The 12,931-nt window shown below is 35.9% G+C and carries 16 protein-coding genes; 2 read left to right on the forward strand and 14 right to left on the reverse strand.

Annotated features, from left to right (window positions below; all coding sequences use genetic code 11):
* Positions 1-13: 13 nt before the first annotated feature.
* On the reverse strand, positions 14-607 hold the full coding sequence (locus tag LV704_RS15975) for a Crp/Fnr family transcriptional regulator (protein ID WP_163422756.1): 594 nt from the start codon (positions 605-607) through the stop codon (positions 14-16).
* 191 nt (positions 608-798) lie between these two features.
* Entirely contained in the window at positions 799-1,314 is a 516-nt protein-coding gene (locus tag LV704_RS15980; protein ID WP_163422755.1) for a DUF2892 domain-containing protein, read from the reverse strand.
* Between the two features lie 171 nt (positions 1,315-1,485).
* Here LV704_RS15980 and rpmH point away from each other — a divergent pair, with 171 nt between their 5' ends.
* Entirely contained in the window at positions 1,486-1,644 is a 159-nt protein-coding gene (gene rpmH, locus LV704_RS15985; protein WP_082433296.1) for a 50S ribosomal protein L34, read from the forward strand.
* A gap of 100 nt (positions 1,645-1,744) precedes the next feature.
* A complete protein-coding gene (gene carB, locus LV704_RS15990; protein WP_163422754.1) occupies positions 1,745-4,597 on the forward strand; it encodes a carbamoyl-phosphate synthase large subunit in 2,853 nt (950 codons plus the stop codon).
* Positions 4,598-4,603: 6 nt separating this feature from the next.
* On the opposite strand, the gene LV704_RS15995 is transcribed toward carB, so the two are convergent.
* The 12 genes from LV704_RS15995 to LV704_RS16050 form a co-directional block, all read right to left on the reverse strand.
* Positions 4,604-5,431 carry a hypothetical protein gene (locus LV704_RS15995; protein WP_163422753.1) on the reverse strand — a complete coding sequence of 276 codons (828 nt, stop codon included), beginning with the start codon at positions 5,429-5,431 and terminating at the stop codon, positions 4,604-4,606.
* A 213-nt stretch (positions 5,432-5,644) separates the two neighbouring features.
* Positions 5,645-6,430, reverse strand: a complete 786-nt coding sequence (locus LV704_RS16000; protein WP_163422752.1) for a TMF family protein — start codon at positions 6,428-6,430, stop codon at positions 5,645-5,647.
* A 79-nt stretch (positions 6,431-6,509) separates the two neighbouring features.
* A complete protein-coding gene (locus tag LV704_RS16005; protein WP_163422751.1) occupies positions 6,510-7,115 on the reverse strand; it encodes a hypothetical protein in 606 nt (201 codons plus the stop codon).
* Between the two features lie 136 nt (positions 7,116-7,251).
* Positions 7,252-8,085, reverse strand: coding sequence for a DUF2306 domain-containing protein (locus LV704_RS16010; RefSeq protein ID WP_163422750.1), 834 nt, complete (start codon positions 8,083-8,085; stop codon positions 7,252-7,254).
* A gap of 32 nt (positions 8,086-8,117) precedes the next feature.
* The gene (locus LV704_RS16015) at positions 8,118-8,804 is read right to left on the reverse strand and encodes a DUF4386 domain-containing protein (RefSeq protein ID WP_163422749.1); all 687 of its coding nucleotides are present in this window, start codon (positions 8,802-8,804) and stop codon (positions 8,118-8,120) included.
* 32 nt (positions 8,805-8,836) lie between these two features.
* Entirely contained in the window at positions 8,837-9,091 is a 255-nt protein-coding gene (locus tag LV704_RS16020) for a hypothetical protein (RefSeq protein WP_163422748.1), read from the reverse strand.
* Positions 9,092-9,159: 68 nt separating this feature from the next.
* Complete coding sequence (locus tag LV704_RS16025) at positions 9,160-9,600, reverse strand: hypothetical protein (protein ID WP_163422747.1); 441 nt, start codon at positions 9,598-9,600, stop codon at positions 9,160-9,162.
* A 100-nt stretch (positions 9,601-9,700) separates the two neighbouring features.
* Positions 9,701-10,261: a GIN domain-containing protein gene (locus tag LV704_RS16030; protein ID WP_163422746.1), complete on the reverse strand. Its 561-nt coding sequence runs from the start codon at positions 10,259-10,261 to the stop codon at positions 9,701-9,703.
* Positions 10,248-10,616 carry a GntR family transcriptional regulator gene (locus LV704_RS16035; RefSeq protein WP_163422745.1) on the reverse strand — a complete coding sequence of 123 codons (369 nt, stop codon included), beginning with the start codon at positions 10,614-10,616 and terminating at the stop codon, positions 10,248-10,250. The genes LV704_RS16030 and LV704_RS16035 overlap by 14 nt, the downstream gene beginning before the upstream one ends.
* A 2-nt stretch (positions 10,617-10,618) precedes the next feature.
* A complete protein-coding gene (locus LV704_RS16040) occupies positions 10,619-11,371 on the reverse strand; it encodes a hypothetical protein (RefSeq protein WP_163422744.1) in 753 nt (250 codons plus the stop codon).
* Positions 11,355-12,206, reverse strand: coding sequence for an ATP-binding cassette domain-containing protein (locus LV704_RS16045; protein WP_163422743.1), 852 nt, complete (start codon positions 12,204-12,206; stop codon positions 11,355-11,357). The genes LV704_RS16040 and LV704_RS16045 overlap by 17 nt, the downstream gene beginning before the upstream one ends.
* 96 nt (positions 12,207-12,302) lie before the next feature.
* Positions 12,303-12,893: a hypothetical protein gene (locus tag LV704_RS16050; RefSeq protein WP_163422742.1), complete on the reverse strand. Its 591-nt coding sequence runs from the start codon at positions 12,891-12,893 to the stop codon at positions 12,303-12,305.
* Positions 12,894-12,931: the final 38 nt, after the last annotated feature.

The following is a 12,931-nucleotide window of genomic DNA, read 5'->3' on the forward strand; positions in this document are numbered from 1 at the left end:
TAGTTTAAGACTTTTACCTACGGTTGACTTCTGTAATGATCTTACTCATAAATTCTGGCGTAATGCCAATGTAACCTGCAAGGTCTTTTTGAGTAATTCTATTAACAATTTTTGGATATTTCTTTTTGAATTCGATATATCTCTCCTCTGCAGTTAAAGAAATACCGTGATTTGAGCGTCTTATATAGCTAATTAAAGATCTTTGATATAGAATACGATAAAAGCGTTCAAACTTTGGTATCTCTTGAAAAAGCAATTCATAATTTGCTCTTGAAATACCTAACAATTCAGAATCTTCAGTAGCCTTAATAAAATAGTGTGTAGGTTCTTTAGTCATAAAGCTCGCCAAATCACCAGTCCAATAATCTTCTACAGCAAACATGGAGATGTGTGATGCGCCATCCTCGTCAAGCGTATACACTTTTAAACAGCCTCTAGTGATAAAATACTCATACGATGTTATATCACCGGCTTGCATTAAAAATGCCTTTTTTTTGACTTTTATTTCAGTAAGTAATGAGAGGTATTTTTGCTGTTCCAGCTCCGTTAAATCAATAAACCTGGCAATGTTTTTAAGTATTAATATGTGCGATTCTTTGCGGTGCAAGTTTAGTTTTATTAATTATTGCCAACGATAAGCTAAAAATTGTTTTAATGATTCTTTAGCAACTGATAAGTGAAGTTAATGGATTTTATTTTGAAATGCCAGGTTGACTTGATGGGCATATCCATCAATTTGATGTATGGTATAATTAATATCTAATAAAGAAGTGATAATGAAAAGAAGCGCGTAAAAGCTTAAATTTTCTTCATCTGCTGTTGCATCATCTTGATCTGTTCAGTAAGCATGTTGTTTTTATCCAACTTTTTTGCTTCCTGTAAGAGCTGGGTAGCTTCCCTCTTTCTGCGTTTTTGCATAGAGATTCCTGCAAGACTCAATTTAGCCATAGCCACATCATAATCCATGGTCAAACCTAATTTCAACGCCTTTTTAAAATACTTTTCCGCTTGCGTTAGGTTTTTTTGGGAATAAATAATACCATGTAAATAATTATAGTACCCCTGTTGCTTTTTTATTAGGGCAGATTCAGGGTTTTTTATTTTGCTCAACCATTTCTGCGTTCCTTCCATGTCTTGTTTACGCATTCTTAAGAATGACAGAAGAATCAGTTCATTTCTAAAATAAAGGAAAATAAAGACCAGAGAAAGAAAAATCAAAGCCACACCATTGCCTATATAGCCTTCAATAAATTGATAAACTGCATACGCAATGATTAGAACGGCTATAACAAGTTTTATATTTTTGTTGAACATTTTTAATTGTGATTTTACCTTAAATTAAGAGGAGGCAAAAGTACTAAAAACTAATTTAAATATTTTCTTTTAGTACTTGTCAAAGTAAAAACTCTTCGTATATTTGCGCCCAGAATTTTAGAAGAAGATTTTAATTTTCTTTCTAGAAAAATCCATTAAAAGAGTTCAGAAATGAAAAGAACGTATCAGCCGTCAAAAAGGAAGAGAAGAAATAAACATGGTTTTAGAGAACGCATGGCGACTGCCAATGGTAGAAAGGTTCTTGCAAGAAGGAGAGCAAAAGGAAGAAAAAAGCTGACTGTTTCCTCTGAGCCAAGACATAAAAAATAATGACTGTCAATAACTTTTAATTAAAGGTGCTACTTTTCAAGTTTAGCACCTTTTTTTTGACTTATTTTTAAATTTTTAACAACGAGTAACCCTATTTAGAATGCCAAAAAGAGACGATCTTAAATCCATTTTGATTATTGGTTCTGGCCCTATTATCATCGGCCAGGCATGTGAGTTTGATTATGCTGGTTCCCAAGCGCTTCGTTCACTTCGCGAAGACGGAATTGAAACGATCCTGATCAATAGCAATCCAGCTACGATCATGACAGACCCAACGATGGCTGATCATGTGTATCTAAAACCGTTGACCACAAAATCAATTATTGAGATTTTAAAGAAGCACCCCAACATTGATGCAGTTTTGCCAACTATGGGAGGGCAAACAGCTCTAAACTTATGTATTGAAACCGATGAGAAAGGTATTTGGGAAGATTTTGGCGTTGAAATTATTGGAGTTGATATTGATGCGATTAATATAACCGAGGATAGGGAAAAATTTCGCGAATTAATGCTTAAAATAGGTGTTGGCATGGCACCGCAGGCTACCGCAACCTCATTTTTAAAAGGAAAAGAAATTGCACAAGAATTTGGTTTTCCACTGGTTATTAGAGCTTCATTCACACTTGGTGGGGCAGGAGCGTCCATTGTGTATGAGCCTGAAGATTTTGATGACCTGTTAAGTCATGGGCTGGAGGTTTCACCCATTCATGAAGTGATGATAGACAAGGCTTTGATGGGGTGGAAGGAATATGAATTGGAATTGCTTAGGGATAAAAATGACAATGTAGTTATTATCTGTGCCATAGAAAATATGGACCCAATGGGAATCCATACTGGGGATTCCATAACAGTTGCCCCAGCAATGACACTTTCAGACCGCACGTACCAGCGCATGCGAGATATGGCAATACATATGATGCGCAGTATTGGTGATTTTGCCGGTGGCTGTAATGTACAGTTTGCCGTAAGCCCAGATGAAGAAGAAGAAATTATTGCCATTGAAATTAATCCAAGGGTTTCTAGATCATCCGCTTTGGCTTCAAAAGCTACGGGATACCCCATCGCTAAAATTGCGGCCAAATTGGCCATAGGGTACAATTTGGACGAATTGAAAAACCAAATTACCAAATCCACCTCTGCTTTATTTGAACCTACTTTGGATTATGTTATTGTAAAGATTCCAAGGTGGAACTTTGACAAATTTGAAGGTTCTGACAGGACTTTAGGACTTCAGATGAAATCAGTGGGAGAAGTTATGGGTATTGGTCGTTCCTTTCAGGAAGCTTTGCATAAGGCCACGCAATCATTGGAAATTAGGCGTAACGGTCTGGGTGCTGATGGAAAAGGGTATACGGATTACGATAAAATAATACACAAATTAAAAGTTCCAAGCTGGGACAGGGTTTTTGTTGTTTATGATGCTATTCAATTGGGTATTTCACTCAAAAGAATCCATGAGATCACTAAAATTGACATGTGGTTCTTAAAGCAATATGAAGAACTACATTTTCTTGAACAGGAAATTTCAAAATATACCATAGAAAGCCTACCAAAGACACTTTTGTTGGAAGCCAAACAAAAAGGCTTTGCAGACAGACAAATAGCGCATATGTTGGATTGTTATGAAAGTGAGGTGCATAACAAACGTACAAATCTAGGAATCAATAGGGTATATAAATTGGTGGACACTTGTGCCGCGGAATTTAAAGCCATGACACCTTATTATTATTCCACTTTTGAGGAAGAAATAGAAACTCCGGATGGTACAAAGTATGTTGCCAATGACAGTGAGGTTACAGATAAGAAGAAAATTGTTGTATTGGGTTCTGGACCCAATAGGATAGGACAGGGTATAGAGTTTGACTATTGTTGTGTTCATGGGGTTTTAGCTGCAGCGGAATGCGGTTATGAGACTATAATGATCAACTGTAACCCAGAAACTGTTTCCACTGATTTTGATACTGCGGATAAACTATATTTTGAACCTGTATTTTGGGAACATATTTATGATATTATTCGACATGAAAAACCTGAGGGTGTAATTGTTCAATTGGGTGGGCAGACTGCTTTGAAGCTTGCTGAAAAATTAGAAAAACATGGGATTAAAATTATCGGAACAAGCTTTAAATCTTTGGATTTAGCTGAGGATAGAGGAAGTTTCTCAACCCTATTAAAGAAAAACAATATTCCTTATCCAAGATTTGGTGTTGCAGAAACTGCCGATGAAGCTTTGGAACTTGCAGATGAGTTAAATTTTCCACTATTGGTAAGACCTTCATATGTTTTGGGAGGTCAGGGAATGAAAATTGTTATCAATAAAGAAGAGCTGGAAGCCCATGTTATTGATTTACTAGGTAAAATCCCAAACAACAAATTACTTCTAGATCATTATTTAGATGGTGCTATCGAGGCGGAAGCGGATGCAATATGTGATGGAGAAGAAGTGTACATCATTGGTATAATGGAGCATATTGAGCCGTGTGGAATACACTCTGGAGACTCAAATGCCACGTTGCCACCATTTAATCTGGGAGAGTTTGTAATGCAACAGATCAAAGACCATACACATAAAATTGCTTTGGAATTGAATACTGTTGGGTTGATCAATATTCAATTTGCGATTAAAGATGATATGGTTTACATCATTGAAGCAAACCCTAGGGCTTCTCGTACGGTGCCGTTTATTGCAAAGGCATATGGAGAACCTTATGTTAATTTTGCGACAAAGGTCATGTTGGGAGAGAAAAAAATCAAGGATTTTGACTTTAAGCCACATTTGGATGGATATGCGATAAAACAACCCGTTTTTTCTTTCAATAAATTTCCAAATGTGAATAAGAACCTTGGGCCAGAAATGAAAAGTACAGGAGAAAGCATCCTATTCATAGATAGTCTAAAAGACGATGAATTCTACAACTTATATTCCAGAAGAAAGATGTATTTGAGTAAGTAACGGTGTTTACTGTTCTGTCATTTGGACTGCATCACAAGTGCCAACGAAAGGAATTCCATTTGAACCAAATGCGTAGGTTATAAGTCCTACATATACATTGCTTCCAAAAGTGGGTGCAGTGCCAGGTAGTGTTCCTGTTTCATTATAGAGCTGCCAGTTATCTGCTGTTGTTTCGTAGTCTAGGTTTGGAGTTTGCCAATATACGGTTATAGTTTGTTCTTCATTACCAACTATTCTAATATCCGCTCGACCGTCTGGAACCGTATTGGCACCAATATCATTGACAGAAGAGTCACCATCAACGGTGTTTTTACCTTCGATGGTAAAATAAGTATTGCCTCTGTGACCAACCACCACATGTGCCGAATTAAATGAATCCAGAGTTTCCACATGGACTTGTACTCCTGAAAATATGTAAAGAGAATTTATGGGATCTGGCGCAATTTGAGAATCATTCAAAGTACCTATACCAATATTTCTTGCAATAAATTCAAAAGGAAAACTCATCAATTTAGCATCCAATCTTCCTTGCTCATCATTAAAATGTAGGGTTACGTTATCTGTATTATCGGTTACCTCAGCCCTATACCTTCCATTTACCCTACTTACTAATGGCAAGGCATTTGAATTGTTAACAACGTAATCCACTAAATCCCCTGTTCCGTCGAAACTGTCAGTTGTAAAGTCATTACTAGTATCCTCGGAATTTGGGTTGTTTTCACCTTCTTCTTCAGAAGATTCTTCATCGGATAACAAGGGCTCTATATTATCAGTAGAACAAGCAAAAATCAAGAGCGTTAAAAGCAGACACTTAAAATAGAGTTTCTTCTTCATTAGGGGTTAATTTTCTGATAAATAACGAAATAGAAGCCATGAAAGTATACCGGTTATCGAAAAGGTAAACATATCAAATTAACCATCGAATGGCTTTTTTCTTTTGAAAAACAAGGTGTTGATAAAGTTAGAAGTGTTTGAAATCTTACCTGCTCAATAGGGGTAAGTAAATATTTACCCCTCTTGAATTAATGGTTAAGTCCGCGCTTAAACTTATTTCTTTAAAGATTTTTCCATCTTCTCTATTCGCTGGGTAAGTGTCTTAACTAACTCGTTTTGTTCAGTAAGGACCTGGTTAGCATTTTTAAGTTTGTCAATTTCCTTTTGCTGCTGAATGGTATAAAGGGTTAACTCTTCTATTTTTTGGAGTAATTGAGCATCCATTTCTCCCAAATGAATTCCGTTCCTGCCAATTTCTAGAGCACTAGGGATGTTTGGAAGATGACCATTGTTTTGAATGTAGTCTTCAATACTCTCTAGACTTGGTAGCAGATAGTCGTCTTTAAATACAAAATCTGGCCATCCATCACTTTGTAGTTTCACCGTGACTCCCTCAGTAATTACGCTTCCAACTACAGCTAATGCATAGCCTGCAGGGACAGTTGCTATACCTATACCCACATTTCCAGAACTATAAGAAACATCGTTTCCCGTTGTGGTCCATTGGGAACTTTGAACAGCCGATCCATTTAAGAGAATACTGTTAGCGTTAAGTGATCCGTTCACATCCAAAGTAAAACCGGGGGTGTTGGTTCCTATACCCACATTTCCCGCATTGTAAAACGAATCATTCCCATTTAAGCTCCACACTGGACCTTCAATCGGAGTTCCATTAACAAGAAGTTGGGTTGCATTGATGGAACCAATTACTTCTAAATCATACCCTGGTGTAAGTGTGCCAATGCCTACGTTACCTGAAGCAGGGAAAGAGTTTTGCCCAAAAGTGAAAATACTAAAGAGAAAGAAAACGGATGAGGGAAATATGATTGTTTTTTTCATTACTGAACATTCAAAAAATTATTTATTAGGTCTAACAAAACAAGAATCATGGGTATTTGATACAAACGGAAAAGTATTCTTATTCGTATTCCCTAAGTTCAAATGACAAATTGCTAAAATCATCTGCAAACACATTAATTCCATTTTGTAATTCTATTCGTACCTGATTGTTTCCTACAACTTCTCCTCTTACTCCTGTATGGGTGGTGGGTGTCGTGTAAAAAATTACTGTTTTTCCAATATCAATAGTACCATCCAACGCGCCAATGTATTTTCCTTGAGATTCTCTTGTCCAAACAATATTTAATCCAAGAGTGTTTTCTAGTACTGAACTTTGCGGATCGTTTGTTCCGGTCTGATTGAGCAACGAAACATATGATAAGTAAGAGAGTCCAGCAGCATCGGCATTACAAAGGAATTCTGATGTGTCTACTTCTGAAGTTTCCAATATCCCATTGTCATTTAAATCCAAACCTGCCTCAATTCTGAATCCGCCATTCGAACAGTTACTTCCAGGTTGTTCAATAAGCGTTGTGATTAAACTGTTTAAGCCATCTGTACCATTTGAACCATTTGTGCCGTTGGTTCCATTTGTACCATCAGCCCCATCCTCTGGACTACAAGACATAATGGAAATCAAAACAACTACTAATACACTAACTCTTTTGATTAAAGTCTTTTTCATAAATTATATTACTCTTAAATCCACTAATAACAAAAGTAGGAAACCATTGTTATAAGACATTAGTTTAGCGTGGTAAAGTGCAAAATATTAGATAAAATACATTGAATTTTTCTTTGACTCGAATTCGATAAAGATTTTAACCAATCCTAGGCAACCACATACCCATTGTAGCAGCAAAAATACCAACCGCTGTTACACCTGTAAGTAACAATAATCCAAAAGACATTAAAGTTTGGACTGTCTTGCTTTTCTTTTTTTGGACAAGAAAATATAGTTCAAGAACAACAAGTGGGATTACGTATTGGCCAAACCCCAAAAAAACAAGGAATGGCCCCCTAAATGTTTCCGGGTCAAAACCAACAGGACCCTTGTTAACAAATAACCAAAACATTAGCCCTATTCTAAAGAACCAAACCCCAGCCATTGTAAGAAACAATCTAAGTGCCCACCGTCTGTGCGCCGCTATATTTCTTTTAATAGCATTGCGTATTGCCAAATATGCAAAACTCATGATTAAAACCCCGTTAATACTTACACTAATATCACCAATAAGACCGCTTATGGTTCCTTTGGAAATTACCATATAGACACCACTTAAACTTATTATAAAGGCCGCGGAAATATAAAAACGACCATTCCATCTATGAAAGGTAGGAGCATATTTTCTAAACTGTGGAACAAATTGTATTGGCCCGCCCACCATAACAATAACAGCTAATAGCAGATGAATTGCAACAGCCAAGTTACCCATGGTCTGCCCTTCAACATATCCATGTGGCAGCACGCGGTTCCATTTCATAAAGTCTCCATTAATAGCAGCACCTCCATAAAAGGAAGCAACATAAAAGGCAAAAACCCACATACCCAGTACTGCAATAATAAACCAAAGCTGAGCAGAAGCATTCAACATTCTGGATGGTAATGTTCTTTTTGGCGCACCAACCTCTATTCTATTTGTTTTTGTAATCATGATTGTTCGTTTTGTAATTGATGAAAAGTTGGCTATTTTGTTTTAGAGATAGTTTCGCCGGTATTAAAACCTTTGGCTATAAGCCACCCTATAAAGGCAATCATATGTATGCCATTTTGAGAATAGAGGTAAAAGCTAGGATTAATATCAAAAATGTTTAACCAGCTTGCAATGAAGACCAAAGAGATTGCTACCATTCCCCAAACCGACAAAAATCGAGGGACAAGTCTTGTTTGAAATAAAAAGTAATAAAGGCAGAAAGCAGCAGCGGCGTAGAGCATGAGACTCATAAAATGGGCCCAGAAATACTCCTCAATCTTTAATTGTCCAAGAATGGAAAAAAACTCAGTACCCGTTCCCTCGGTGGCCACAAACACATTGCTTAAAGATAATAGGCTTAAATGACTGATGTTACTGAATATAATAACTGAGAATTGTACTAGCCAAACCCCCAAAAACCATAAAGCAAAACTGTTTTTATATTTTTTTATGGTCGGGAAAAGTATGATGGCTATTATTAGCCAAAGTGTACTTGCTAGTATATCCAAAAGAATGGCAATCCTCATTTGAAGGGCGTTTTGAAAAACTTCATTTAAAAACGTTGGAGATACTACCATAGAGGTAGACAATCCTCTTAGTGTTACAGAAGGAATTCCCAATACCATTATCAACAGCAATAAAAAACCGACGGTTCTACCTATTTTTTGATTTAATTTCATGATTGTTCGTTTTTTGATTGGTTATTTTTTTATTAGTAGTTGTAAATTTTCTGTTTTGCGGTTTCAAATTCTCTTAGATAAGTCATTTTTTGGACCCCTCTATTAAAATTTGATGTCAAAAGACTTAATGCTCTTCTTGTTTCTTGATATGCAAATTCTGTATCTCTCTTTCTTTTGTTGGAAATACTAGAGACCACTCCTGTAATGAGGATTACAAGACCTATTAATAGAGGAAAGACAAGTCGCGGCATTTTGGTATCTGAATAGATACTTACTCTTTGTTTCATGATTGTTCGTTTTTTGATTGATGATGATTGTTTGTTTTTTGATGATGATTGATGAATAAACTCGTTTCTTACACGGAAGCTGACTTAAGTTTAAAAAAGGGTGTCAGATGATTATTAAGGACATATTTCCAAGGGATAACAACTATGTCCAGGATAACAGCAACAACACATATCCAAAGGAAGGATTCTGCTTCAGGAGTGACCAATGACGCTTCTTTCATTGGTAAATAAATACCAAGAGCCCAAGTCGCCTTATACGCAAGTTGTAAGAAAAGCAAGGGAAGCATTTTTAATGGATAACGAACCCCGATACCCATTAAAGTGGCATAAGATGCCCAAAAACTAAAAGCAACGCCAGTAATATAATCTAAAGGCTCATCAGGAAAGAGAAGATACTCCCATGCTTGAAAGGCAAGCCCGATAAATGTGAGCAAATAAAGCCCTCTCATCAGTACTAATCTAAGTTTAGAAAGTTTCTTGCCAGAATCTTGATTTGTGGTTGATTTCATGATTGTTCATTTTTTGATTGATGATGATTGATGATGAATAATTGTAACTGTTCGTTTTTTGATTGATGATGATTGTTCGCTTATTGATTATTGGTATGTTCTATTCTTCTTTCTTTTTATTGTTAAAATCAATCTGATTGATCTCTCCCTTAATGTTTACTATTCCGGTCGATGTGTTTTCATGTTTTAAAAAATCATAAGACAATTCCATATCTGCAGAACTTTCATCATAAAAGATTAGGTTCAATTTTTCTCCAGATACTTTACCCACAGTTTTAAAATGGGCTTGGGACCCGAATTTTAATGATGTGAGTTCTGGGTTGTCAATACGAATTGTTATGCTGTCTTTTTTCTTCAGTTTTTTAATGACCTCAATTACTAATTCTTCGTTCAGTACAGAAGTATTTATCGAGTCAATAAGGTGATTTGGTGCTTCAATGTTGATGCTAGGAGTTTCTCCTTGTTGAAAAAGGATTTTAACACGACTATCAACAGAAATACTGTTAAAACTGGGCATTGACCTATCTTCTGAAACCATTTTTATTGGAATTTTATTGGCATCCCCGTTTCTAATATGGCTATGGACAGACAATTGAAATGCTAAAGAAAAAAAGAGCAAAGCACCCAATATGCTCAGTAAAATAAGATTACTTTTTTTCATTTTTTTGTTGGTTGAATGTGTTTTTCAAGTCATCAAAAGAAATATTCAAAAGATTCATTTTTTTGAAAACTTCTGGTAACATATGTTCCATAAATTCCTTCTTTTTAATGGCCAGTACTTTGGCATAACCATCATCAGATACAAAGTATCCAATCCCTCTTTTGTTGTAAATCACCTCTAAGTCCTGCAAATGATTAAAGGCACGTATTGCTGTGTTCGGGTTTACTTCTACCATCATTGCAACTTCCCTCACAGAGGGAATCCTTTCGCCTTCTTTCCAGCGTTTCATCAGAATGTTTTCGTAAAAGAAATCCACAATCTGTAGGTAAATAGGTTTGCCATTATCAAAGTCCATATTTACACCTCCTTTTCAATCATTTTAAAATAGGCTACTACAAGCATAATGGGCCCAAACAGTAAACCATAGAACCATTTGCCCATTGTGGAAAAGTCTTCACCAACTTTATCAATTGCCTCAGATCCTATAGTCTCTCCAGAAAAAACCCCATAACTGTGATTGAATATTGCGAAAAGGATGAAATTGAACAATAAAAAAACTAATGCAACTAAGCCTAAAACCAATACGGTCTTGCCTATTCTGTTTCTTGCAAAAGTGATGGCACCAACTAAAAATATGGGTTGGATTATGAAATACATTTTTACGACATTCCAATAGTGCTCTGTAAAGACGGATAGTACATTAAAGTTTGCATTAAAGATTACTGTACCAACGGTGATGGCAAACATTCCCACAAGTATTGCCCATAAAGAAAATACGACAGTATAAATGATGGTTAATGTGAACCATTTTGCAGCAAGTCTTTCTGGAATTGATATGGGGAGCGATAGGTATAAATGGTTTGATTTAGTATCATTGAACTCTCTAAAAAGCGAAAAAGTGAACAAAATTCCCATTGGAATATAAAAGAATCCAAAAATTCCAAAAAACTCCTCCAATGCTAGCTTTTTATCCCATCCCATATTCAGTATGCAAAACAAAAAGAGCAGCACCGCAGCGACCAATAGACCGGTTATAAAGGTTGCTTTATGGATGGTTAGATCACGACGTATAAATTGCCCAATTCTTGAAAGACTAAACTCCTGTGCCATGGTGGATACTTTTTAGAACTGTGTTTATTTTGTTAGGTTCACTCAAAACGCCATTGAATAAGAGTTCAAGGTCTACCTCGCTCTCTTCTCTTTCATTTCGAGCCAAAATTGTCTTACCTCCAAAAGATGACTCAGAATAAAGAATGGAAGATTCTTCAATATTAGAGGCTTTTCCAAACCAGAGACCTTCTGAAACGGTTTCCAAAGATTCATCAAAAATTACATGAGCATTGTCCAAAACAACCACATGATTAATAAGGCTATGCAAGTCTCTCACCTGATGTGTTGAAATAACAATACATTTCCCCTCATCCACTGCGGATGCCATAACTTTTCTAAACTGGCTTTTTGAAGGGATATCCAATCCGTTGGTTGGCTCATCCATTAATAACACCTTAGTATTGGCGGCAATACCAAATGCAATCAGTACTTTTTTCTTTTGGCCAAAAGACAACTTGGAAATTAGGCTGATAGGGGAAAGCTTAAACTCTTCTATAAGTTCGTAAAACTGCTCTTTAGAAAACTTTGGATAAAAAGGAGATTGTACTTTTTCAAAAGTAGCAATTGATAAACTAGGCAACTCAAAGTCTTCTGTAATAAAAAACACATGTTGTAATGCCTCTACATTTCTTTCTTTAGTGCTTTCTCCAAGAAGAGTACAGGTGCCCGACTTTGGAAAGAGCAACCCCGTCATAATCTTCATTAAGGTACTCTTACCTTCCCCATTTTTACCAAACAAGCCATAAATATTACCTGTATTAAAATCCAGATTAATGGATTTGAGTACGGGACGGCTATTTTGGTAGTTGAAATTTAATTGTCTGACCGATAGCATTTATAGTGTATTAGATAACTAGAACACTACAAATATATATGAAAATCCTATACTTACAAATATTTTTTAAAAAAAGCGACTGATTTTGAGGGAGTTCTAGTTGATTAACGCAAAGGATTTAGTGATGTTCTCAAAGTCCATTCTGTAGGTATCTTTCCTATTTTGCATGGTCCAAGCCATTATCATGTAAACTTTTTCATCACCTTCAATGAAAGTTAAGAAATAGGTGATTTTATCTTCTATTCCTTCTACCTTTCCATCAATTTCCACCATTTCTGCATCTAGTCCATTAACCTGCATGCTTGCTGGAGTGGTCTCACTTTCTATATTCATGCTTTCAGCAAACAGTTGCATTTGCACATCTCTATAGTTTTCCACTAAGGAATATTCATCATTATACTGATCTAATTCCTTAAAAACATCAACAAATTCTTCTTTTGGCTCATCAATGACAATAACATACGTTTCTTTAAAAACATTTTGGTATTGTAATGAAGCCTCATCATTGAGTGTTGATGTTTTCCTCATATATTTTGGAAGGTTTACTTTGTATTCGTTATTGATCTCTATTTGATTGAAATTTTCAATATCAGAAGTACCTTCTTTTTCTTTTGTCTTGAAATTTATACATGAAGTCAAAGAAAAACCTAGAATGATGAACAGTAGGATTGTGAAGAGTTTTTTCATGGAGGAAAGTTGGCTGTTGGTTATAAAAACGATTATTG

It is taken from the genome of Flagellimonas sp. CMM7 (assembly GCF_021390195.1).
Taxonomy (GTDB): Bacteria; Bacteroidota; Bacteroidia; order Flavobacteriales; family Flavobacteriaceae; genus Flagellimonas.

Bases quoted from the DNA above. Each gene is read 5' to 3' on its own strand.
- LV704_RS16025 (WP_163422747.1), bottom strand. From the start codon at position 9,600: ATGAAATCAACCACAAATCAAGATTCTGGCAAGAAACTTTCTAAACTT.
- LV704_RS15980 (WP_163422755.1), bottom strand. From the start codon at position 1,314: ATGTTCAACAAAAATATAAAACTTGTTATAGCCGTTCTAATCATTGCG.
- LV704_RS16030 (WP_163422746.1), bottom strand. From the start codon at position 10,261: ATGAAAAAAAGTAATCTTATTTTACTGAGCATATTGGGTGCTTTGCTC.
- LV704_RS16015 (WP_163422749.1), bottom strand. From the start codon at position 8,804: ATGAAATTAAATCAAAAAATAGGTAGAACCGTCGGTTTTTTATTGCTG.
- LV704_RS16040 (WP_163422744.1), bottom strand. From the start codon at position 11,371: ATGGCACAGGAGTTTAGTCTTTCAAGAATTGGGCAATTTATACGTCGT.
- LV704_RS16035 (WP_163422745.1), bottom strand. From the start codon at position 10,616: ATGGACTTTGATAATGGCAAACCTATTTACCTACAGATTGTGGATTTC.
- LV704_RS16020 (WP_163422748.1), bottom strand. From the start codon at position 9,091: ATGAAACAAAGAGTAAGTATCTATTCAGATACCAAAATGCCGCGACTT.
- carB (WP_163422754.1), top strand. From the start codon at position 1,745: ATGCCAAAAAGAGACGATCTTAAATCCATTTTGATTATTGGTTCTGGC.
- LV704_RS16010 (WP_163422750.1), bottom strand. From the start codon at position 8,085: ATGATTACAAAAACAAATAGAATAGAGGTTGGTGCGCCAAAAAGAACA.
- rpmH (WP_082433296.1), top strand. From the start codon at position 1,486: ATGAAAAGAACGTATCAGCCGTCAAAAAGGAAGAGAAGAAATAAACAT.
- LV704_RS16045 (WP_163422743.1), bottom strand. From the start codon at position 12,206: ATGCTATCGGTCAGACAATTAAATTTCAACTACCAAAATAGCCGTCCC.
- LV704_RS16050 (WP_163422742.1), bottom strand. From the start codon at position 12,893: ATGAAAAAACTCTTCACAATCCTACTGTTCATCATTCTAGGTTTTTCT.
- LV704_RS15995 (WP_163422753.1), bottom strand. From the start codon at position 5,431: ATGAAGAAGAAACTCTATTTTAAGTGTCTGCTTTTAACGCTCTTGATT.
- LV704_RS16005 (WP_163422751.1), bottom strand. From the start codon at position 7,115: ATGAAAAAGACTTTAATCAAAAGAGTTAGTGTATTAGTAGTTGTTTTG.
- LV704_RS16000 (WP_163422752.1), bottom strand. From the start codon at position 6,430: ATGAAAAAAACAATCATATTTCCCTCATCCGTTTTCTTTCTCTTTAGT.